This window comes from Mongoliimonas terrestris, from assembly GCF_001927285.1.
Lineage (GTDB): Bacteria > Pseudomonadota > Alphaproteobacteria > Rhizobiales > Pleomorphomonadaceae > Chthonobacter > Chthonobacter terrestris.
In genome coordinates this window covers 39,914-62,847 of record NZ_MSIG01000001.1, presented here as the reverse complement: position 1 = coordinate 62,847, position 22,934 = coordinate 39,914, and the positions used below count along the sequence as shown (strand labels likewise).

14 protein-coding genes and 2 pseudogenes are annotated in these 22,934 nt (G+C 67.6%); 7 read left to right on the top strand and 9 right to left on the bottom strand.

Annotated elements, in window-relative coordinates; genetic code table 11:
* Window positions 1-9 precede the first annotated feature (9 nt).
* The 4 genes from BUQ68_RS00250 to BUQ68_RS00235 form a co-directional block, all read right to left on the bottom strand.
* Window positions 10-993 (bottom strand): hypothetical protein, encoded by a 984-nt coding sequence (locus BUQ68_RS00250; protein ID WP_075213934.1) that lies wholly within the window; start codon window positions 991-993, stop codon window positions 10-12.
* A gap of 115 nt (window positions 994-1,108) precedes the next feature.
* On the bottom strand, window positions 1,109-2,530 hold the full coding sequence (locus BUQ68_RS00245; protein ID WP_083656035.1) for a type IV secretory system conjugative DNA transfer family protein: 1,422 nt from the start codon (window positions 2,528-2,530) through the stop codon (window positions 1,109-1,111).
* The gene (locus BUQ68_RS00240) at window positions 2,527-3,291 is read right to left on the bottom strand and encodes a hypothetical protein (protein WP_075213932.1); all 765 of its coding nucleotides are present in this window, start codon (window positions 3,289-3,291) and stop codon (window positions 2,527-2,529) included. The genes BUQ68_RS00245 and BUQ68_RS00240 overlap by 4 nt, the downstream gene beginning before the upstream one ends.
* 120 nt (window positions 3,292-3,411) lie before the next feature.
* Entirely contained in the window at window positions 3,412-4,548 is a 1,137-nt protein-coding gene (locus tag BUQ68_RS00235; RefSeq protein WP_075213931.1) for a hypothetical protein, read from the bottom strand.
* A gap of 367 nt (window positions 4,549-4,915) precedes the next feature.
* Between BUQ68_RS00235 and BUQ68_RS00230 the strand changes: the two genes are divergently transcribed.
* Complete coding sequence (locus BUQ68_RS00230) at window positions 4,916-5,542, top strand: hypothetical protein (protein ID WP_139315110.1); 627 nt, start codon at window positions 4,916-4,918, stop codon at window positions 5,540-5,542.
* 576 nt (window positions 5,543-6,118) lie between these two features.
* Window positions 6,119-7,243 (top strand): hypothetical protein, encoded by a 1,125-nt coding sequence (locus BUQ68_RS00225; protein WP_139315109.1) that lies wholly within the window; start codon window positions 6,119-6,121, stop codon window positions 7,241-7,243.
* A gap of 406 nt (window positions 7,244-7,649) precedes the next feature.
* Here the strand turns inward: BUQ68_RS00225 and BUQ68_RS00220 are convergent, their stop codons facing one another.
* A complete protein-coding gene (locus BUQ68_RS00220) occupies window positions 7,650-8,228 on the bottom strand; it encodes a TetR/AcrR family transcriptional regulator (RefSeq protein WP_075213928.1) in 579 nt (192 codons plus the stop codon).
* Window positions 8,229-8,312: 84 nt separating this feature from the next.
* Between BUQ68_RS00220 and BUQ68_RS00215 the strand changes: the two genes are divergently transcribed.
* From BUQ68_RS00215 to BUQ68_RS00200, 4 genes and pseudogenes are all read left to right on the top strand, one after another.
* Entirely contained in the window at window positions 8,313-9,425 is a 1,113-nt protein-coding gene (locus BUQ68_RS00215; protein ID WP_075213927.1) for an efflux RND transporter periplasmic adaptor subunit, read from the top strand.
* Window positions 9,422-12,577, top strand: coding sequence for an efflux RND transporter permease subunit (locus BUQ68_RS00210; RefSeq protein WP_083656033.1), 3,156 nt, complete (start codon window positions 9,422-9,424; stop codon window positions 12,575-12,577). The genes BUQ68_RS00215 and BUQ68_RS00210 overlap by 4 nt, the downstream gene beginning before the upstream one ends.
* Window positions 12,578-12,851: 274 nt before the next feature.
* Entirely contained in the window at window positions 12,852-14,039 is a 1,188-nt protein-coding gene (locus BUQ68_RS00205) for a thiolase family protein (RefSeq protein WP_075213926.1), read from the top strand.
* Between the two features lie 367 nt (window positions 14,040-14,406).
* Window positions 14,407-14,829 (top strand): annotated as a pseudogene (locus tag BUQ68_RS00200) (LysR substrate-binding domain-containing protein); the annotation flags it as partial.
* A 219-nt stretch (window positions 14,830-15,048) separates the two neighbouring features.
* Here the strand turns inward: BUQ68_RS00200 and BUQ68_RS00195 are convergent.
* The 3 genes from BUQ68_RS00195 to BUQ68_RS00185 all read right to left on the bottom strand — a co-directional run bounded on the left by BUQ68_RS00195 (window position 15,049) and on the right by BUQ68_RS00185 (window position 20,672).
* Window positions 15,049-16,374 carry an HlyD family type I secretion periplasmic adaptor subunit gene (locus tag BUQ68_RS00195; RefSeq protein ID WP_075213924.1) on the bottom strand — a complete coding sequence of 442 codons (1,326 nt, stop codon included), beginning with the start codon at window positions 16,372-16,374 and terminating at the stop codon, window positions 15,049-15,051.
* A gap of 2 nt (window positions 16,375-16,376) precedes the next feature.
* Window positions 16,377-18,086 carry a type I secretion system permease/ATPase gene (locus tag BUQ68_RS00190; protein WP_075213923.1) on the bottom strand — a complete coding sequence of 570 codons (1,710 nt, stop codon included), beginning with the start codon at window positions 18,084-18,086 and terminating at the stop codon, window positions 16,377-16,379.
* Between the two features lie 306 nt (window positions 18,087-18,392).
* On the bottom strand, window positions 18,393-20,672 hold the full coding sequence (locus BUQ68_RS00185; protein WP_139315108.1) for a calcium-binding protein: 2,280 nt from the start codon (window positions 20,670-20,672) through the stop codon (window positions 18,393-18,395).
* A 94-nt stretch (window positions 20,673-20,766) separates the two neighbouring features.
* Here BUQ68_RS00185 and BUQ68_RS22990 point away from each other — a divergent pair.
* A pseudogene (locus BUQ68_RS22990) lies at window positions 20,767-20,960 on the top strand (transposase); the annotation flags it as partial.
* Window positions 20,961-21,165: 205 nt separating this feature from the next.
* Here BUQ68_RS22990 and BUQ68_RS00175 read toward each other — a convergent pair.
* Window positions 21,166-22,899 (bottom strand): SLC13 family permease, encoded by a 1,734-nt coding sequence (locus BUQ68_RS00175; protein WP_075213921.1) that lies wholly within the window; start codon window positions 22,897-22,899, stop codon window positions 21,166-21,168.
* Between the last annotated feature and the right edge of the window lie 35 nt (window positions 22,900-22,934).

Here is a 22,934-nt window from a genome sequence, read left to right as displayed (position 1 = left end):
ACACCTCCGTCACTCGTCCTGGATGATCAGGGACTGCCTACCGCCAAGGACACGGGGCGCGCGCGGGTCGGCAAGACCGATGCGCGCACCCCGTTCCATGGCAAGTCCGATGTTCGCCAGATGATGGCTGTCGATCTCCTTCGTTCCGTCCGCGAACAGCCCGGTGAGACCATAGTCGGCAGGCTTCAAGACCTGCGGCCAGTTCACGATGTAGAGTGTGTTCGACGAGTTGAATCGTGTCAGTGTGAACGGCTTGGTCGTGCGGATCTCTCCCGCGCGATAGACTTCGCTCCGCTTGCAGGCGAGCTTGGGAAAGTCGTTCAGGACCTGGAACCGCTCCGAGACGTCGGCATCCGGATTGGGATGGCGGTGGGCGATCAGGAGGACGTGACCATCGACCGCCGTGCGAAACCGCACGGCCACCTCCGCGCCCGGCTTGAACCGGAGCCCCTCCTGGGCCACGGCTCGCGGAGGCTCGTCGCCGTCGCTGACGATCATGTGCCTGATCGTCGGTCCGTGGTCGTGGCGGTGGATCGGTTGGGCCTCAACGCTCAGCCACGGCCCCCAAGGGACCACGTTTTCCTTGAGGAGGCGCAGCGGATCCCTGGCAGTCTGTCGCGCCCCGGCCACCAACGTCGCGAAACTTTCCCGATCACGCAGCCTCGCTCCACCGCTCTCGTCGCGCAGAATCCAGGTGCCTTCGGGCAGGAGACCGAATTCGTGCATGCCGATGGCGTAGTGGAGGTGTTCCACGTGGTCGGTGCGCGTTTGCTTGTAGCCTCCGGACAGGATCTCGCGAATGGCTTCGTCCGACGTGGGGATCTTGCGATCCACTATGCGGGCCGTGTTGCCCCATCGGTTCACGATCCATGTCGCCAGGGTCTGGGGGCCGCCTTTCGCATCGTGATCCGGTCCGACCCTCAGAGTGTCGCAGACGATCTTGACGTAGGGGACAAGGTCGGGTTGACCCAGGTGGTCCGGATTCTTCTGCATCGACGTCTCTCCCACGATGGGCCGGCAGACTGCATTCATAGCAACACGGTCACGGACGATCGTCCACGGTGCCCGCCCGTTTTCCGGGTGTTTCCGGATCGCGGCGTCCGCGCGCCTACTCCATCTCGGTCACGTACTGGAAAAGGGTGCCGGGCGCTTGCCCCTCTACATGCGCGTCCGCGGCAGGGGGCAGGCTCGGCGCCGGGCGTCGCACCGACCCGGACGCGGTCGCGTAGATCGGGTTCGGATCGGCAAGCGGTCGCAGCGCCGGGTCGGTGCGGTAGTCGATGCGCCGGACCACCTCCAGGTTGCCGTTCTGCTGGACCAGCATGGCCTGCGGGCCGATCTCGCCGAAGCGGCTGATGTCCTCTCCGAGGAAGTCGCCGATCTGGGTCCACGCGGCTCGCCCTTTGGCCCCGAACGCTTCGATGAGGCCGCAGTTGTTGACCAGTGTCCGGTGGTCGGCATAGAGCCGGGTGATCTGGCTCGGATCCTGCCAGAACGACCAGGTCTGCACACCGAAGCCTCGAAGCAAAGTGATCGCGGTCCGCAAGGGATCGAATGTCCCAAGCTGCGCGGCCTCGTCGAGAATGAGGAGGGTCGGCAAGGCCGGCCTCGTGCGGCGCCTGTAGAGCGCCGCGAACAGGGCGCCGAACCACGTCCGCAACAGCGCCTGATGTGTCTGAAGCAGATGCGGCGGAAGCACGAGGTAGATCGTCAGCGGCTCTCCTTCGGTGATCGCGCTCAATGAGACGTCGCTTCCCGACAGGCTGTCCTCGATCAGGGGACCCCGGATGAAGCCGACGCCGTCCATCGCAAAGTGCAGCATGCCACCAAGGGTGTCGGTGCTGCCGAAGTCCATGACCTCGCTGATCCGCTTCACCTCCGGATGGCGGGAGGTGATCTCGGTTGGCCGTGGACCACCCAAATTGCCGCGGCTGATGCTCCGCCCCAGGCGGTGAACGACGTCGCGCAAGGCGACCAGATTGCGCTGGCCGTGCGGCAGGTCATGGACCGCGTGCAACATGCCCGCGGTGAGAAAATGCGTCGCGCGACTGCGCCAGAAGGCGTCGCGGGTGTCGTAGCGGTCGGGCAGGAGAGCTTCGGCCAAGCTGCGAGCCTCCTCCGGGGCGTCAAGGGCGTCAGGCTCCACGATGTCGAGCGGGTTGAACCGGGCCGGGGTGAAGCGCGTGACCCGGAGGGGATCGACCACGAGCACCTCCTGGCCCATCTGGCGCCGATGGCGGGCCGTCACTTCGGCGTTCTCGCCCTTGCAGTCGAAGATGACGATCGGGCCGGGATACTGAAGGAGGACCGGCACCGTGCAGCTGACCGTCTTGCCGGCACCGGTCGGTGCAAGCGTCATCACATGGGTCTCCTCGCCGAGAAGGAGGGGGTGTTCGGCCGACCCGCCGGGCGCGCGGGCTCGAACGCCGAAGCCCATCGGGGCGGCCTGTCCGCCCTGGCGGACAGCCAGCCGGACCGGGTGGGAGCCGGCGGGGGCCATCGCTGTCGGGTCGAAACGATCGTCTCTCATCGGGCGACCCCCGGCAAACCGATCGGTCGCCCCCCAGCCTCGACGATGTGCCAGACGCCTTCATAGGTCCCGGGCCGGACGAAGACTTCCTCCGCCACGAGCCGGTCGTGGTCCATCGTCACATGGCCGCTTGGCATGATGCTGAATCTTGCCTCGAACAGGGATGACCCGTAGCGGACGAACGCGCTTCGTCGTGCCGCCGCGCCGCCCGCGACGGGGCGCAGCCGTCGGACGGGCCGAACGACTGCTGCGATCTCCATCCGTCGGGCCGGATCGACGTCGGGCGCGAAGTGCAGACCGGACGCTCGCTCGACGATGATGAACGGACCTTGCTCCGCGCGGACTGTGGCGCAGAAGAAACGCAACCAGTCTGTCACGACGCCCGGGTCGACATCGTCCAGCCGGGGGACCTGACCGGCTGGCCGGGCACCGGCGGGATTGATGCCGGTCAGAAAGGCGGCTCCCTGTTCGGAAAGGACGATCCGGAAGAGCGCGACGTGTTCGGGCGACCATCGGAGCACCCCTTCCAGCAGCCGGGCGCGCGGGTAGAAGCGCGGCGCCACCATGCGGATCCGCATCTCCACTTCCGGGATGACGATGCCGCCGGGCGGCTGGAGGTTGCAGATCTGGACGAAGCGGCGGGCCTGCTCGGGTGTCATTTCCTCCCAAGGGCCCGGAACGACGGGGTCGAACGGCCACTCGACGGCATGGCCGGACTGTGCCGGAGGGTCATGGCGGGAATGGCCCACGGTGGCGGTCATGGCTCGGGTTTCCTTTTGATGGACGAAGGGGAAGGGCCGTGCGGCGGGGAGCGGATGCCGCTCGGCAAGGAGCGCGACCTCGGCACGGGCATGCCGGGGTCTCGCCTCCCGGGCGATGCCTCAGAAGGCCGGCGGGCGCGGGTTGCCGAGCGGGATGTCCACCGTTTCGCCGACGGCGATGGTGTCCGACACGATCATGCGGTCGTCCGCCGTCTTGATGCCGACCGTGATGCCGCGGTTTCCGTCAGCGATCCCGACCACGCGAAGCGCACCATGGGTGATCGGCACACGCACGGTCTCGGGACGGTTGCGCAGATCGACGCGTTGCCGGAAGTCGGTGCCGATGATCTCCACCACGTCGCCGTCCTCGGCATCCCAATCGAACACGCCGAGGCTCTCGAACCGGGTGATCCCGCTCGCGATCTCCGTCTGGAGGGCAGGGGGCAGATCTGAGTAGACCGATGCGTCGATCATCGCGACCCGATCCGCGTCCGAAGCGCTGAAGGTGCGTGCGCCCGAGGCCTCGCCGGCCATGAACCGCTTCGCGCATTCCGCAAAGCTCGTGGTGTAGGTCAAGAGCCGCGTGTCGAGCGCTTCGGCATAGAGCGACCAGTACCGCTGCACCCCTTCCTCGTGGACGGCGTTCAGGAATGCGCTGTTGCTCGTCACGCAGAAGTGGATGCCGTTGACGCCGGCAAGACTGAGGCCGTCCGTGCCGAGCGGCGACGTGGAGCGGGTAAGCGCCAGATAGCCGGCGGTCGGGTAGCCGCTGCGAAACGAAGTCGCCGGCATCGTGTCGTCATGGTGGAGCGGGTTGCCGATCACGAGGACATCCGGCGCGCGGGCAGCCGCATAGCCGAGGTTCTGCACCACGGACGGCAGGTCGACCTGCGAGCCTGGTCGTGTGCGGTCCTGCGTTTCGGTCCGCTTGGCGGCCCCGGTCAGGTGGGACCGCAGCTCCGTCCAGGCCGGCTGGAGCACCCGCGCGAGCTGGCGACGGTGGGTGGCATAGATCGGCTCGTCCGGCACCCGAGCGTCCACGATCGTGCGCCCGGAGGCTCCCTCGATGACCGTGAGGCCGTCGCCGGGGGCCAGGCCGCCGAGGACCGTGCGGCCCAGCATGTCGGCAATCTGTTCGGCATCGGCCAGAGGATAGTCCGGGGCGAGAACGATGATGCGCTCGGTGGCGGCCGACAAACCGGGAGCCGAGAGGAGCATCACGCCAACGGCAGTGGCAAGGCAGGTGCTGCGGAGCATGGTCGAATTCTCCTGGCGCGTTGAACGGCTCCACCCTCCCAAACGCCGGGTGCCTCCAGCAAAGGGCATCGGTGGGACGGCGCGAGCCCGCGGCGGGAAACGACCGGAAATCCATTTGGGCAAAGCCGCCGGTCAGGTGTCGGCTCGTCACCCGCCCGGTGTCCCGTTCCGCGGCGCGTCCGGTCGAGACCGTCCCTTGCTGGATGTCGTCCGGTGATTTCCGGCGTGGGGGCCGGTGCGACGGGCCGATTCCTGCACGGCAGTCCGCCGGTCGCCCGGTTTGCCCGGGACGCGAAACGGTGCCGCGGGGAATGAAGGGGAGCGCGTCTTCCGCACCCCGCGGACGCCTCGAACCGACCGGTGAGACATGCCGTTTCTGAACCAAACTTCGTTCGCCGCGCTCTTGGCGCTGTCACTCCAGGCCGCGACGGTCGGGCCGGCGGAACCCTCGACCGTTCCGCCCCAGAGCCCGCCGACCCTCTCGACCGCACCGGATTTTCAACGTTTCCGGAATCCTGAGCTTTTCCAAGCGCTCTTCGCGGGAGACATGAGGCGACTTTCCGCGGACAAGATCGGCACGATGCTCCGCCTGCTGCCGATCATCTCCGCGTTGGAGGCCCCCGATGCATGGTACCGGATCGGCATGGATGCCGAAGCCATGCTGGATCCGCAGCTCGCCCCCGTGGCGCGCGGAATCGTCATGTCCGACACGGACATGACGCGCGTTCTCATGACCTTCGGATTGAGCGCCGGTTTGGACGTGCTGACCGCCTGGACAGACGAGCGCCGGCGCCAGACGCAACAGGGGATCTTCGACGTGCCGGCCGAGATCACGGCCCTCAACCGCAGCATGATCCGGGCGCAGAGCGACATGGCGCGGCTCGCCGCCGATGGTGCGATGGATGCCAAGCGCCTGATGCTCGTGGCACGCGACGACCCGCAGACCTTCATGCAGATCTACGAAGGTCTCCGCCAGTTCGTCTACGGTTACTGAGGAGGCCTCCATGTCGACCGATCTGACCCGCCGACGGGTCCTGGCGATTGGCCTTGGCCTGGTGGCGAGCCTGTTGCCAACCGCTCCGCATGCCTCCCAGCGGCCACCGCCGAGAATGATCCAGCCGATGCGCCCGGCGGTTGGTTCGGCGCAACCGCCCCGCCGTCCGGGTCCGATCCCGCGTCCGACGCCGCACTTCAATCCGGCGGCCAATCCGCCACCCAAGCCGGCCGGACCGACCAAGCCGCCAGCACGGCCCTTCAACATACCCGGACCGATCTGGCGACCACCGGGGATCTAGCGGGCCTGGCACCGCGGCGATCGGATCCGACCCGGAGCACCCGGCGACAGACCAGCGCCGGCAACGCCGCGCCCGAACCATCGGAGCGCGGCGTTGCCGGGGTGAGGCGCGTCCTCTGTTGCGGCTCGTCCTTCAGTTTCCGTCTGTTTCCGAGCCTCATGCCACCTGGCCGACCCCTTTCCGGATCTGCGCTCGCGCTGCCCTTCAAGGTCCCTTTGCCGGGCATGGGTCCGGTTCGTCAGCCTGAGGGTGCACGCAATCGCGGGAGACATCCGATGAACCGATTTTCACCCGAACCGTTTCTGATCCCCGGCACCATGACCCCCGTGGACGCCTTGGACCTTGCCATCGAGGACGTGGTGGTCAGCCGATCCGACCTCTCCGGTTGCCTCGGCGCGGAAGATCCGGAGGCTGCCGCGCGCCGGTTGGCAGGCGCCGTCTTCGATGGCCGCAATGCATCGGCATATGCGGCCGCCAGGACACGCCTGCAGACGATGACGGATCGTCGAGCGGCGGCGGTGCGGAGGCTTCAGGGGCTGGAGGACATTCTCCTTGGCGTTCAGAAGCGCCACGCGAAGACCAGGACCGTGCCGGATCCTCAGTTCCGGCCGTCGATCGGCGAGCGGGTGTCGCTCGTGGCCTTCGGCGCCGCCCGGCTGGCGTTGCTCGGCGCCGGCGTTCTGATCATTGCGCTCTACGCTCGGGCAAGCGGCGTCTCGGTCGACATCTCCACCAACTGGTTTCTGGCCTTGAGCTATGGAACCCCGGTCGTGTTGGCCAGCTACGTCCTGTCGAGCCTGATGCACGCGACGGATCAGATCGAGACCCGGCGACGCATAGCCGTGGGCACCACGCTCGCCGGGGTCGCTTTCCTGCTTTGCTGGTTGATCGCCACGGCCGCGATGTTCGCCCTGGAGACGGACACGTCGACCCTGTTCGCAACAGGCCTTGTGCTGGGTGCCACAGAGGGACCTGCCGCCGGCGGCTGGTTCGGCGCGCTGTTCCCTCAGAACATGACCGGTCGGATGCTCCTCCTGATGCACGTCCTGACTGATGTGGTCCTCGGTGCGGCTGCCGGTTGCTGGATGAAGCTGGTGGGATGCGCAGGCCGCGAGATGGTCTTCGCGCCACGGCCGGAAGAGGCCGGGTACCGCGAGGCAGCGCGGCATCAGGTCGGCGAACTGGAGCAGATCGACATGGTGTTCGCGCACCTGAGTGCCCTCGTGGAGACCTATCCGTTGAAGCGCGCCCTGGCTGCGGACGTGGCGGCGACCACGGCTGCGGGCATGCTCGTCGAACTCAAGGCCGCACGGGCTGCCGCGGACCGCGACATGCTCGTGCGTTTGGCATGGGCCCCGAGCCCACCGGCCGCAAGCGCGACCTCCGCTTCGACTTCATGATCGAGGATGCCAATACCAACATGCAGCCCACCTACGTCCGCCATCCGGGTGCGCAGGAATACCTATTTATGAACAGCGCTTCACACGCCCCGACTGAAACCCTGCCGGTACCCTGCAGTCACGTCTGACGATTGGCCAGACTCGCCGGTCGGCCACACGCGCCGATCGGCCAGGCAGCCCTCTTCACCCAAGTCCAAGGTCATGTCCCCATGCGAACCTTAGGCCTTCCTGCCGTCGCGGTCGCCGCCAACCGGAGCGCCCGGCGACGACAACATTGCGAGGTTCGCCGCCGGAACGGGCTTGCCCAAGAGTCTGTCATCAACCCTGAGCCTCTGTGGAGACTCTGCCGGACGAGGTCTTTCTGCGCACCAAGTCCACTTCTGCTGAATGGTGTCTGGCCGCCCGTTCAGCCGGAAGCGATCTCGCGGGCGGCCTCGCTGGCAGCCTCCAGGACAGCGTCGGCCAACTCGGCCTCCTCGAACAGGCGGGTCAGCATCAGGCCGCCGATCATCAGGGATGCCACCGCCAGCGCCTTGCTGTCGGCATCCTGCGGATGGGTTTCGCCGATCAGGTCGCGCAGGCGATTGAGACGGTTCCTCACGCCCGCCGCGAACGACCGCTTCACGTCGCCGCCATGGCGGATGGCATCGGCTCCGAGCGCTACGATCGGGCATCCTTCGGCGACTTCCGAACGGTGACCTTGGCTGAGGTAGAGGGAAAGCACGGCTCCCAAGGGATCTTCGGGGTGCGCGGCGATCTCGGTCTCCCACCGTTCGGCGGTTCTCTCCAGCGCGCGCTCCGAAGCGTGGACCGCGAGATCCTCCTTGGATTCGAACTGTTTGTAGAAGGCGCCCTGGGTCAGGCCGGCCGCTTCCATCAGGTCCTTCAGCCCGATCCCGTCAAAGCCGTGCTGCCGGAACAAGCGGCTTGCGACGTCGATCACGGTCTGCCGGTTCTCAGCGGCCTGGCTTCGGCTCACACGCATCCTGACCTCCGAATTTAGATTGTGTTCGCATTCTATATATCATATAGCTGTCGAACGCAATCTAAAAAGGTCGAGGCGCGTGTCATGAAGAAAAGGTCGGCAGTCCTCGTCGGCAGCGTCCTCGCCGTCCTATCGGCAGCCGCCGCATGGGCGGTGTTCCCTCTCCATTCGGCGGAGGTGGCTGGCGTCGCCGACGCCCGCCTCGATCCGCCGATCGTCAGGCTCGCCGCACCGGTCGCGGTGAGCGGCCTGCAGCGCGACTTCACCGGCGTGGTCGCGGCGCGTGTCCAGAGCAATCTCGGCTTCCGGGTGGGCGGAAAGATCGTCGAGCGGCTTGTCGGGGTTGGCCAGCGTGTCGTCGAGGGACAGCCGCTGATGCGGATCGACAGCGTGGATCTGCGGCTCGCGCTGGCTGCGCGGCGCAATGCGGTCACTGCGGCGCGCGCCGTGGTCCTCCAGGCTGAGGCCGACGAGAGCCGCTTAGCCGACCTCGTTCGCAACGGCTGGACCTCGATGCAGCGCTACGAGCAGGCCAAGGCGGCGCTCGATACGGGCAAGGCGCGCCTGGCCGCCGCGGAGGCCGAGGCGCGCGTCGCGGAGAACGAGGCCGCCTATTCCGTTCTGCTCGCGGATGAGGACGGCACGATCGTGGAGACCTTGGCCGAGCCCGGCCAGGTCGTCTCCGTCGGTCAACCGGTGATCCGCCTTGCCCATGCTGGACCGCGCGAGGCGGTGGTGGCGCTCCCGGAAACCGTTCGCCCGACTCTCGGCTCCGTCGCAGACGCCACGCTTTTCGGATCCGAAGGAACACGCTTCAAGGCCGAACTGCGCCAACTGTCCGACGCCGCCGACAGCCAATCCCGGACTTATGAGGCGCGCTATGTTCTGGGAGGCAAAGCCGCGAATGCGCCGCTCGGCGCCACCGTCACGATTGAGGTCGCGACGGATGCGAACCCCGAGAACCTTCAGGTTCCGCTCGGGGCGGTACTCGACGACGGCCGGCGGATGGGGGTGTGGACCTTCGACCAGACGACCTCGACCGTCCGCTTCAGCCCGGTCCGCCTCGTCCGGATGACGGACGAGGCGGCCGTCGTGACGGGCTTGAGGCTGGATGACATCGTCGTCTCCCTTGGCGCACACCTTCTGCAGGACGGCGCCCGCGTCAGGACCCTTGCGGAAAGCGGGAGCGCCCAATGACCCTCAACCTTTCCGCGATCGCCGTCCGGGAGCGGGCGGTGACCCTGTTCTCCATCCTTCTCCTGGTGGCCGCGGGCATCTACGCCTTTGTCGTCATGGGCCGCGCCGAGGACCCCAACTTCACGATCAAGACTCTGACCGTCACGGCGGTCTGGCCGGGCGCCACCGCCCGAGAGATGCAGGACCTGGTGTCCGAGCCGCTGGAAAAGCGGCTCCAGGAACTGACCTGGTACGATCGGGTGGAGACCACGACCCGGCCGGGGGCCGCTTACCTGATCCTCACCTTGAAGGACAGCACACCACCCTCCGCAGTGGAGGGAGAGTTCTACCAAGCGCGCAAGAAGCTCGGCGACGAGGCCCGCAAGCTGCCTCCGGGCGTGCGCGGCCCCTTCGTCAACGACGAGTATTCCGACGTCAGCTTCGCGCTCTACGCCCTCAAGGCGAAGGGCATGCCTATGCGCGAGCTGGCGCGCCAAGCGGAGACGATCCGCCAGGACCTTCTTCATGTCCCCGGCGTCAAGAAGGTCACCATCCTGGGCGAGCAGCCGGAGCGGATCTTCGTCGACTTCTCCCACGGCAGGCTCGCCACCCTCGGCGCTTCCGCTGAGGATATCATCGCCGCTCTGCAACGGCAGAACACGGTGACCCCGGCCGGGTCCATCGAAACCAGCGGCCCTCAGGTCTTCATCCGCGTGGACGGCGCCTACGATGGCGTTCAGGCGATCGCCGACACCCCGTTCGTGGTCGGGGGGCGGACGCTGAAGATCTCCGACGTTGCCGACGTGCGGCGCGGCTACGAGGACCCGGCCACCTATCTCATCCGGCATCAGGGTGAGCCGACCGTCATGCTCTCCGTTGTCATGCAGCAGGGCTGGAACGGCCTGACCCTCGGCAAGGATCTGGAAGATCGGACGGCGACCATCGCCAAGGAACTGCCGCTCGGGATCGCGCTCGCGAAGGTGTCCGACCAGGCGGTGAACATCACCAATGCCGTCGACGAGTTCATGCTGAAGTTCGCGATGGCGCTCGGCGTCGTGCTCCTCGTCAGCCTGCTCAGCCTCGGCTGGCGCGTGGGGATCGTAGTCGCGGCCGCCGTGCCGCTGACGCTCGCGGTCGTCTTCCTCATCATGCTGGAGACGGGGCGCTTCTTCGACCGCATCACCCTCGGCGCCCTCATCCTCGCCCTCGGCCTCCTCGTCGACGATGCGATCATCGCCATCGAAGTGATGGTGGTGAAGATGGAGGAGGGCATGGACCGCATCAGGGCCGCGGCCTACGCCTGGAGCCATACCGCCGCGCCGATGCTGTCCGGCACGCTGGTGACGATCGCCGGCTTTCTTCCAGTGGGGTTCGCCCGCTCCGCTGCGGGCGAGTATGCCGGCAACATCTTCTGGGTGGTCGGCTTCGCGCTGATCGTGTCCTGGATCGTCGCGGTGGTCTTCACCCCGTACCTTGGGGTCAAGATGCTGCCCGACATCAAGCCGGTCGAAGGCGGCACGCACGCGATCTACGACACCCCGGGCTATCGTCGCCTGCGGGCCGTGATCGCCTTCGCCGTCCGCCACAAGGTCATGACTTGCACCGTGGTCGCCATCGCGTTCGGCTTGGCGGTTGTCGGGATGGGCGGCGTCAAGCAGCAGTTCTTTCCGACCTCCGACCGGCCCGAGGTCCTCGTCGAAGTGCGGCTGCCGCAAGGCACCAGCATCGAGACGACCACCGGCACCGTCGAGACGCTGGAGGCGTGGCTCGCCGATCAGCCGGAGGCGGAGATCGTCACGAGCTATGTCGGCCAGGGTGCGCCGCGCTTCTTCTTCGCGATGTCCCCGGAGCTGCCAGATCCCGCCTTTGCCAAGATCGTCGTCCTGACGCCCGACGCCGAAGCCCGCGAAGCGCTGAAGCATCGCCTGCGTGAGGCTGTTTCGGAAGGGCTCGCCCCCGAAGCCGCCGTACGCGTGACCCAACTCGTGTTCGGTCCTTTTACGGCCTTTCCGGTCGAGTTTCGGATCATGGGTCCGGATCCCGCCGTTCTCTCCGACATTTCCGAGAAGGCGCTTGCCATCATGCGTGGCATCCCGGATGTGCGACAGGCCAACCGCGACTGGGGCAACCGGTCACCGGTCGTCCGCTTCGTTCCGGACCAGGATCGGCTGAACCAGATCGGCCTGTCGACGGCCGAGGTCGGGCGGCAGCTTCAGTTCCTCCTCAGCGGGATCCCGGTCACGGAGGTGCGCGAGGACATCCGCAACGTGCCCGTCGTGGCCCGCAGCGGCGGGAAAGAGCGTCTCGACCCGGCACGGCTCGCCGACTTCTCGCTGATGAGCTGGAACGGGCGCCAGATCCCCCTGGACCAGATCGGCCGGTCGGAGATCAGCATGGAGGATCCCGTTCTCAAGCGCCGTGATCGGGCATCCGTCATCACCGTCCGCTCGGACATCAACGAGGAGACCCAGCCGCCGGAAGTGTCGAAGGCCGTCATGACAGCCCTTCAGCCGCTGATCGCAAGCCTGCCGAACGGCTACCGCATCGAGATGGGCGGTTCGATCGAGGAGGCGGAGAAGGCCAACGTGGCCCTGGGGAAAATCTTCCCCGTGATGATCGCCGTGACGCTGATCGTGATCATGCTGCAGGTTCGCTCCTTCTCGATGATGGGGATGGTTTTGCTCACGGCGCCGCTCGGTCTGGTCGGTGTCGTCCCGGCACTCCTCACCTTCAACCAGCCCTTCGGATTCAATGCCATCCTGGGTCTCATCGGCCTGGCCGGGATCCTGATGCGGAACACGCTCATCCTGACGGAGCAGATCAAGGAGAACCGCGACGCGGGCCTGGACGGCTACCACGCCGTCGTCGAGGCGACCGTGCAGCGGACGAGGCCCGTGATCCTGACGGCGCTCGCGGCGGTCCTCGCCTTCATTCCGCTGACCCACTCCGTCTTCTGGGGATCGATGGCCTATACCCTCATTGGAGGAACCGCTGTCGGAACCGTGCTGATCCTCCTGTTCCTCCCCGCCCTCTATGCCACGTGGTTCCGGATCAGGCCGAGCGCATCCGCCCCCGAAACCGTCGAGCGAGTGGAGGCGGTCAAGCCGCCTTCCATGCCTGCTTTGCAAGAGCCGGCGACGGCCTTTCTCATCCTATCCCGGGCTGCCGAATAGGCCGTCGCGGTCACGGCTATAGGCTGCCCGTCCGTCCCCTGACGCGTCGCCATCCGATTTTTCGTGCGGCCAGATGGGCTGGACAGACGAAAGGTCTCGAATGCGGTCCCTTACGAACGCTGGCTCGGCACAAACGACCTGATCGCCGAAGCGGCCTGCATCGACAACGACAAGGCGCGAGGATCGATGCCTTGGGCGTCTGAAGCGCAAAGTCGCTCTGCTTCACGACCGGAGGGAGCGGTGCCGTCCTAAAACCAGACAATGGAGCTGAACCTTGACCCATCGGCAAATCGTGATCTGCAGCCCGGTCCGTACCGCGATCGGCGGCTTTGGCGGCAGCCTCAAGGAGGTCCCTGCGACGACGCTCGGCGCTCGGGCGATCGCGGAAACGGTCGCTCGCAGCGGCATTGATCCGCAGCGTGTGGGCACTGTGGTCATGGGCAACGTCGTGCAGGCGGGGAACCGCATGAACCCCGCCCGGCAGGCGTCCCTCTCCGGCGGCCTGCCCGTCGAAGTCCCGGCGCTCACGGTGAACCGGGTCTGCGGATCCGGCGCGCAGGCCATTGCCTCCGTCGCCCTGGAGATCCTGGCCGGCGAAGTGGACGTCGGGATCGCGGGTGGCATGGAGAACATGGACCGCGCCCCCTACCTCCTCGGTGGAGGCCGGTGGGGATACCGTATGGGCAACGCGGGGATCCTGGACGCCGTGATCGTCGACGGGTTGGAGGATGCCTTCTCAGCCCGGCATTCCGGTTGGCATACGGAAGACCTTGTGATCGGTGCCGGCCTCACCCGGGAAGCGCAGGATGCCTTCGCTGCGAGGTCGCAGCAGGCATTTTCAGCGGCGCGCGACGCCGGACGCTTCGCGGCCGAGATCGTCCCGTTGGAAGTCCAAGGCCGCAAGGGAACGGTCGTCTTCTCGACCGACGAGGCACCCCGTCCCGATGCGACGGCCGAGTCTCTCGCCCGGCTCCGTCCGGCCTTTCGTGACGGCGGAACAATCACCGCAGGCAATGCGCCCGGGCTCAACAGTGGCGCCGCGGCCATGGTGGTGGCCGAGAGGAGCTATGCCGAACGGAACGGGATCGAGCCGATCGGCCGCCTCGTTGCATCCGCCGTCGCTGGCGTGGAGCCCGGCCTGTTCGGAATCGGTCCCGTTCCGGCGGTTCGCAAGGTGCTGGATCGCGCCGAATGGAGTTTGGCGGACGTCGAGCGGTTCGAGATCAACGAAGCCTTCGCGGCCGTACCTCTCGCCGTCGCCGCCCAACTTGGCATCCCACTCGACATCATCAATCCGGAAGGCGGCGCCATCGCCCATGGTCACCCGATCGGAGCGACGGGGGCGGTGCTTGTGACCCGTCTGCTCCATGCCATGCGCCGTGACGGGCTTCGTCGGGGTATCGTGACGCTCTGCATCGGCGGCGGCCAAGGGATCGCATTGGCGTTGGAGCGACTGAGTTGAGCACCTCCGCCCTCATTGCTGCGGCCGCGCGACGTGAGGCGGGGAAGGGTCCAGCGGCCACGCTCGATCGAGTGGCACCTTTTCTGAAATCGTCCGGGGCCGGGGCGACAGACCGGATGGCATCCGTCGATTCTTCGGCTTCGGTCGCGTCGCTCTGCTCGTTAGCGGCGAAGAGCGGTGTGACCGTCACCACGCCTGTGAAGGTCTCGGACGGACCGGAAACCGATGTCCGGTCCGTTGGGGGATATGGAGATGCCTTCTGCCTGTACGGATGTGATCGCGGCGGTGGCCAGCATAAACGGAAGAGCACGTGTGAAAGGTCGATGCGACAAGTCGGTGTCCTTCAGCCCTGATCGGGAGAGGCTACCGTATCGGACCGGATTGGCGCCTCGTGGCTGTCGCTTCTCCGGCGTACCTCGCCGGACGGCACATTCCTCAGCACCCGCGGGACCTCGTCGGCCACGCTTGTATCAACATTCGCCATTCGGCTTCGGGCGGCGCATACGTTTGGGAGTTTTCGAAAGACGGCCAGGACCTCCGGGTGAAGGTTGGCGGGCCGATGACCTTCAACAGTTCGTCCCGTCAGGTGGAAGCGGCCCTCGCCGGCTACGGCATCGCGTACGTCCCCGAGGACTTAGCGACGGTCCCGATGGCCAAAGGCGGTTTAACAATCGTGTTGGACGACTGGTCACCCACCTTCCCCGGCTACTATCTCTACTATCCCAGCCGGCGGCAGAATCTCCCCGCCTTCAAGGTCGTCGTCGAAGCCCTCAGGCACCCCAGGGATTGATAGGTCGGAGGAGTCGGACACCGGAGAACGATGTCTGCTTGTAACCCATTCGTTGAAAAACTCGGCGGGGACCGTGGGCCGATACGGGTGCAAGGTCACTCGACCGCCCGCGTCATTGCCGATCCCTACTGTTGTGATCACCACCCGTAGGCATCCGGAGGGATCAATCTTGCACGCTCTGCAGCTTTTTGACATGTGTTTGACGCATGTGGGTCATGGTCAAGTCTCCCGGGCGCCGCGCGCCAGCAAGTCCGTCATCGGCTGAACGAGATAGTCGAACAGCGTTCTCTGCCCGGTTGTGATGTGCGCCTCGACCGGCATGCCGGAGACCAGCGCCGCCGTTTCGCCAACCGTCGCGAGGGCGGCCGGGTCGACCTGCATACGCGCCTTGTAGTAGGCCGCCCCGGTCTTCGCATCGACGGAAAGGTCGGCCGCCAGGGTCGCGAGCGTGCCGCCGATCTCCGGCGAAAGGCGGGACGGCAGGCTGGGGAAGCGGATGCGGGCCTCCTGGCCCACATGGAGCTTGTCGATGTCCTGGGGTCTCACGCGGGCGTCGATGACGAAGCGACCGTCGTCCGGAATGATCGTCAGGATCCGCTGCCCTGGCGACACGACGTTGCCCTCTGTGGCGAAGGCGATGTCGTGGACCCGTCCGGACACCGGCGCGACCACGTTGCGGCGGGCGAGGAGGGCGCTTTGCGGCTGGCGGCGGTGGTCGAGATCGGCCAGCCGGCGTTCGACCTCGGCGATCTCCGTCACCACGGCGCTCAGGTGGTCCTGGCGAAGCGCTTCGGTCTCCTGGTCGACCTTGAGGATCTCCTCGGCCACCTGCTCCAGTTGCGCCTCCTCGGCAAGAAGGCTTCCGCGAAGGCCGGCTTCCGCGCGCTGCAGGGCAAGCAGCCTGGACTTGGGATAGAACCCCTTGCGGGCGAGGCTCTCGGCCCCGCTCAGCTCCTCGGCCATCAGCGCGAGCTGGTCGTCGAGGCTGTCGCGCGCCGCCCGGGACGCCTTCGTCTCCATCATCAGTTCGGCCTTTCGCCGCGCCTGGATCGCCGCCTGGCCGGCCCGGCCGAGGCGTCGCTCCACGAAGATGCGCATCTCGGCCGCGACCGCCGCCTCGCCGGCCTCGGCCGGATCGAAGGCGGGCCGATCGAGGCCGTCGCGCTCGGCGGCGAGCCGGATCCGCCGGGCCTCCAGGGCCTCGCGCTCGCTCTCCAGCGCGGCAAGGCTGGCGCGCGCGGTCACGTCGTCGAGGCGCAGAAGCAGGTCGCCGGCCGCGACCCTGTCGCCCTCCTGAACCCGCACGGACGCGATCAGCCCGCCATCGATATGGGCGACCGGGTGCGCGTCCCGCTCCAGCTGGAGCTGTCCGCCGCTGATGACGGCGCTTGCGAGCGGCGCCACGGCGGACCAGAGCCCGAAGCCGCCGAAGAGCGTCGCGGCCGCAAGGGCCACGGCCAGGATGTGGCCGGTCACCGAGGGCGCGCCGTCGGGGTCGAGGGCCGGCGCGGTGTCTACGGGCTGGGTGAAAGCCAATCGAAGCATGGTCAGGCCTCTGCGGTCTGGAGCGTGTGTCGGCGGGGATCGACGGGCAGGGCGGCGCCGGTTCTCGCCTGGAACGAGCGGATGACGGCTTCACGCGGGCCGAAGCGCTCCATGCGCCCGTCCCGCAGCACCAGAAGCATGTCGGCGGTCCGGAAAGCCGCCATGCGATGGCCGATCAGGATGGTGGTGGTCCCCCGTTGGCGGAGCGCCGCGACGGTCCGCACCAGCGCCTGCTCGCCGACGGCATCGAGGGCGCTGTCGGGCTCGTCGAGCACCAGCAGCCGCGGGTTTCCGTAAAGGGCCCGGGCAAGCGCGATGCGCTGCCGCTGCCCGCCGGAGAGCGGCGCGCCGCCCTCCTGAAGCAGGGTGTCGTAGCCGTTGGGAAGGGACAGGATCAGCGCGTGGACCCCCGCATCCGTCGCGGCCGCCACGATGCTGTCCGGGTCCGCCGGCCGGAACCGGGCGATGTTCTGCGCGACGGTCCCCGGCAAGAGCTGCACGTCCTGGGGCAGGTAGCCGATCTGGCTGCCGAACCGGTCGTGGTCGAACATGGGGGCGGGAAGTCCGTCGAGGAGGACCTCGCCTCCGGACGGGCGGGCAAGGCCGAGGAGGAGCCGGGCAAGGCTCGACTTGCCGCTGCCGGAAGGGCCGATGATGCCGAGGCACTGGCCGGGCTCGAGGTCGAAGGTGATGCCGTCGAGGATGGGCCGGCGCAGACCCGGCAGGGCGAGCGACAGGCCGGCGACGGCGACGTGCCCGGCCAAGTCCGGCAGCGCCAGGCTGTGCTTGTCGCCGGCGCCCTCCGCCTCGGTCCGATCGAGACGGCGAAGCGCCTCGCGGGCGTCCTGCAAGGACCGCCAGGCGGCGGCCACCTGCTCGACGGGCGCCAGCGCGCGCGCCAGCAGGATGGAACTCGCGACCAGCAGGCCGGCGGTCAGATGGTTGTCCAGAACCAGATAGGCGCCGAGCCCCATCCCGGCGAGCTGGGCCGCCAGCCGCACCACCTTGGCGGCCACCTGGACGGTGGCGCCCGTCCGCGCCAGACGGTGCACGCGGGCCTGACCCGGAGCGCTGAGCTCGGCCCAAGTCGCGGCGACACTGGCGGAGAGGCCCATCGCCTCCACGGCATCGCCGGCCCGGGATGCCGCCGATATGAGGCGCTGCGCCCGCACGAGGTCCGGGGCGGAGGCGCGGACCTGCGACCGGGTCCACCGGTCGAGACCCACCGTCAGGGCGAGCAGCAGGGCACCCGCTGCCGCGGCGAGCAGACCGAGCCAGGGATGCACCAGGGAGAGGATGGCGACAAACAGTGGCGACCACGGCAGGTCCATCACGGCCGTCCAGCCTTGGCCGGTCATGGTGCTGCGCACGGTGGCGAGATCGCGAAGGTCCGCGGCGGCGTCGGCCTGACGGCGCATGGCGGAGCGCAGGATGGCCGGCGACTGGCTCGCCTCCATCCACCGGCCGACCTCGGCCATCAGCCCGCCGCGGATCCGCTCGAACACGCCCTGCGCCAGGAGCAGTCCCGCGAACAGGACCGAGAGCACGAGCAGCGTCTCGTGGCTGCCGCTTGCAAAGACGCGATCGAAGATCTGCACCGAGTAGAAGGCCCCGGCGAGGGAGAGGACGTTTGCCGCCACCGAGGCGACCGCCGCTGCCGCAAAGGCGCGCCGCGCCGGTGTGAGGCGGGCGAGAAAGGCGCTGGGCATCATGCTGCATGGTCCCTGAAGAAGGGCCGCGCCGCGTGCGCGGTCGGCCGAGAGGCGCGGCCGGCCCTGGTCCATCGACGGGCCGCAGGACGGCTGCCCGTCGTGCTCTCGCCGGCGCGGGGAATCGCGAACCGCGCTTCGATCCGTTCAATCTCGTCCGATGGCATCAAGGCTCTCCCGGTGGGGTCGGCTCACGAAAGAGACCTTGCGGCGGCGAGGTTTCCGGCCGATGCCGCCGAATGTTTCAGCCTCCGAAAAAAGAAGGCCCGGCTGGGGACCGCCGGGCCTTCGTCCATCAGTTCTGGCCGCTCAAGCGAAGACGAAATCCGCGGCCGTGACGGCGCCGGGGTTGATGCCGGCCAGCAGGACCGAGAAGTCGAGACCGCTGAAGCTGATCGTCACGCCATCGGCGGTCTCTCCGAGCACCAGATCGGACAGCTTTCCGCCGGTTACCGCCACCTTGTCCAAACCGTCCTCGAAGTCCGCGATCGTGTCCGCCCCGTCGCCGGACTTGAAGAAGTAGGTGTCGGCTCCGCCGCCCCCGTAGTGCGTGTCGTCATCCTCGCCGCCGAAGAGCTTGTCGTTGCCGAGGCCGCCATAGAGACGGTCGTCCCCCACACCCCCCGACAGGGTGTCCGCGCCGGCATAGCCGAACAGCCGGTCCTGGCCGCCCTTCCCGCTGAGGGTGTCGTCCTTTCCGGCGGCACGGATCGTGTTGTCGAGCTGATTGCCGGAGAGGACGAAGCTCTTGTCCAGGTTTTCTGCGACGAGCTCCTCCACGTACCCGTAGATCAGGTCGTTGAGGCTGTAGTTCACGCTGGTGACGATCTTGTCCTCTCCGGAATCGAGCCACTCGTGGACGATGTCGTCGGCGCTGTCGACATGGAAGGTGTCGTCGCCCAGAAAGCCGTACATGCTGTCCTGGCCGGTTCCACCGATCAGCGTGTCGCTGGCGTTGCCGCCTGTCAGCTTGTCCTTGCCCCCGCCGCCGTTCAGCGTGTTGCCGCCCACCTTGCTGCCGGTGAGCGTGTTCGCCAGGTCGTTGCCGATCAGGCTGCCGCCCATGTCGGACAGCAGATCCGCCCGTTCCACGTTGCTCGACAACACGTAGTCGACCCATGCGAGCACGGTGTCATAGCCCTCGCCGGCCTGCTCCACGACCTTTTCGCTGCTGGCGTCGACCACATAGGTGTCGTTGCCGGTGCCGCCGAAGTAGGTGTCGATCCCGAAGCCGCCCTCCAGGTGATCGTGGCCGCCGCCGCCGTAGAGCGTGTCGTCGTCGTCGCCCCCTTCAAGGACGTCGGCCTTGCCGCTTCCATAGAGGGTGTCGTCCCCGGCACCGCCTTTCAGGGTCGCGCCGGCCGCCCAGAAGGCGCTGAGCTGGTTGCCCAAGCTGTTGCCGGTGAGGACCGCCGCCGCGGATCCGGTGTAGGCGAGGCCCTCGACGTAGCGCAGGTCGGATCCCGTGTTCGCCCAGACGTCCTTCAGCGCCATGGTGCTGAGGACGGCCGATTCGATGACGTCGAAGCCGCCGCCCACGACTTCGCCGAGAACAAGGTCGTCCGCATTGTCGACCACATACCGATCGTTGCCGATCCCGCCGAACAGACGGTCGGCGCCCGTGCCGCCGTCCAGGACGTCGTCGTCCCGGTCGCCGGAGAGCTCGTCCTGGCCGTCGCCGCCGTAGAGCTTGTCGTTGCCATTGCCGCCGTTGACCGTGTCCTGACCGCCGCCGGCGTGGACGACGTCATTCCCGCCGTGGGAATAGATGGTGTCCGACCCGTCCTTCGTCCGGATGATGTTGTTCGTCGAGGTTCCCTCGACGACGACGGATGTCTTGGACGGACCGTCGTAGACGATCTCCTCGATCTCGGAGGTGAATAGGACGTCCGGATCCTTGCTGGTCTGGTTCGGGTCGTAGAGGATCTCGAGATTGGGTCTGAATTCAAAGCCGCGGAACAGCACGCGGTCGTAGCCTTCGCCGTCGTACTCGGCGACGCGATCGTTGGCTGAATCGATGATGTAGGTGTCGTTGCCCTTGCCGCCGTGGAGGGCATTGCCTTCGGTGCCGTTCAGCGAGATGAGGGAATCGTTGCCCGCGCCCCCGTAGAAGACATTGTAGCCGCTGCCGCCGTCGATGTAGTCGTCGCCGTCCCCGCCGCCGAGGTCGTGGTCGTCGCCGTCGCCACCGAAGATGTGGTCGTTCCCCTTGCCGCCGGCGATGCGGTCCTTCCCGCTTCCGCCGTACAGCCAGTCATCGCCTCCCCATCCGAAGATGGTGTCGTCCCCACCCTTGCCGTCGATCGTGTCGGCAGCACCGCTGCCCTGCAGTCCGCCCAGGACGATCCAGTCCTGAAGGACGAGGCTGTATTCGATCAGCCAGGCCTTGTCGTTCTTGTCTGTTCCGGTCACGGTAACCATCGTGGCGTGCTCCAGCATTGCCGAAAGGGAGTTCCCCTTCGCCCGGACACAAACACCCGTGAGGCGTTTCGCGCCTTTGTCGCGCGGCTCGCCGCGTCGCGTGTCACGGAAACAAGACGCCGTGGACTTCCTCGATCGATCGGCGCCAGCGGGATTGACGCTTCGCACCGCCGCGATCGTTGACTGTCAAACGGCCTTCAGATCCGGGTCCGACGCTGCCTTGCTGGCCTATGGGCCTGCGAGCAGGCGAGCTTTCACCAGGGCCCGCGACATCGCCGCGGCGGAGGAGTACCCGTCTCCCGCCGCGAGCGAAAAAAGGCCGAGATGCTCTTTGCACACCTGAAGCGGATCCTGCGCCTCGACTGGCTGAGGCTGCGCGGTCCGAACGGGACCAGGGACGAGTTCCACCTCGCCGCCGCGGCGCAGACCCTCCAAACGCTGGCCAAGCTGGTTCCCGCGCCGGGAACGTCGTGGCCTGAGAGGACGAGACGCCGATTGCGTCTGCAGGCGAACGAACTTGCAGCCGCATCGGCCCACGTTCTGCGCCAGGTTTAACAACGCAATCGACGCATTTCGGAACTCAAGTTCCGGCCACTGATGACCGCACGCGGAAACCGGCGCGGCGAACGCCGGACCGCATACCCACAGCCGAGGGTACCCGTCACCCGATCTTCATAGCTGCGATCAGGAGGATCGATCCGGCGCAGACGACGAGGACCGGCAGCCCGAGGCGGACGAAGTCGGCGAAGCGGTAGGCGCCGACGCTCATCACGATCGTGTTGTTGTGGTGGCCGAAGGGGGTGAGGAAGTCGAAGGAGACGGCGACGGCGACCGCCATGAGAATGGGATCGGGCGGAAGGCCCGTCGCCTCGGCAAGCGAGAGGGCGATCGGCGCCAGGGCGGTGGCGGCCGAGACGTTGTTCACGAAGGGCGTCACGATGACGGCCACGGTAAGGATGACCGCGATCACCGCGACGGCGCCGGACGCGCCGGTGAGATCGAGCAGCCCTTGCGCGATCACGGCGGCGGCGCCGGTCTCCTGGAAGGCGGTGCCGATCGGGATCAGCGCCGCGAGCATGAGGAGGACCGGCCAGTTGAGGCTCGCGAGCGCGGTACGGAGGTCCAGGAACCCGGACAACGCGAGCGCGAGGACCGCCGCGCCGAAGGCGATCTCCGGCGGCAGAAGGCCTGTGGCGGCGAGCGTCACCGCGGCGGCGAACACGGCCAGGACCATCGGTCCGCTCGGCTGGATGGCGGCGAGCCCGCGCGGCGAGACGGCGAGGCAATCGGTGTCCTCGATCGCCCGGTCGATGGCCTCGCGTCGACCGCGGAGCAGGAGGACGTCACCGATGGCGATCCGGACATCGGCAAGGCGGCCTTCGATCCGGCTCGTCTGCGGCGACATGGCGGCGACGGTCACCCCGTGGTGCTCAAAGGCGGCGATGCCGCGCGCCGTCGAGCCTATGACCGTGCTCTGGGGCAGCACGACCGCCTCCGCCCAGTCGGCCGCGCCGTCGTCGACGAGATCGGCGTCGCCCCGCTCCCGGAGGGCGATCGCGTCGGCGACGTCGGCCTCGATCAGCACCACGTCGCCCGCCAGGATCCGGACCGCGTCGCGGCGGCCGAACACGTGCCGGCCGGCCCGGATGTGGGCGTGAATGGTGCCGCCCGCGTGGTGTTCCGCCTGATCCACCGTCAGCCCGATCAGGGGCGAGACGGCCGGCACCTTGAATTCGGCGAGGAACCGGCGCGGCCCGGCGATCGGCGGGGGACCGCCGTCGTCGCCGCGTCCGGCAAGAAGGATGGGCGCGAGGGCGACAAGAACACCGAGACCGAGGAGGGTCGCCGGACCGCCGTAGACGGCGAGGTCGAAAAAGCCGAACGGGGCCCCGAGCGCCTCGGTGCGCACGGAGGAGACGACGAGGTTGGCCGGCGTTCCGATGAGCGAGCAGGTGCCGCCGAGGAGCGTCGCGAAGGAGAGCGGTATCAGCACGTGGCCGAGCCGGACCGACGCGGCCCGGCAGACGGCGACCGTCAGCGGGAGCATCAGGGCCAGCGCGCCGATGTTGTTCATGAACACCGAAACGGCGGCGCCGAGGCCGCAGACCGCCGCGATCACCGCCCGCTCGCCGCGAAGACGGGCGGCGAGGATGGCGGCGAGCCGGTCGATGAGCCGCGTGCGGGTCAGGACGCCGACGAGCAGCAGGATTTCGGCAACCGTGACGACCGCCGGATTGGAGAAGCCGGAAAAGGCGTCGGGGAAGGGGACCAGGCCCCACGCGATCGCTGTCCCCAGTCCGGCGAGAGCGACGACCTCGATCCGGAAGCGTTCGCTCGCATAGGCGATGAGCAGAAGCCCGACCAAGGCGATGATGGCGGCCTGATCAATGGACATGCATGCCTCTCGCCCTGGGCAGGCAACAAGGGACT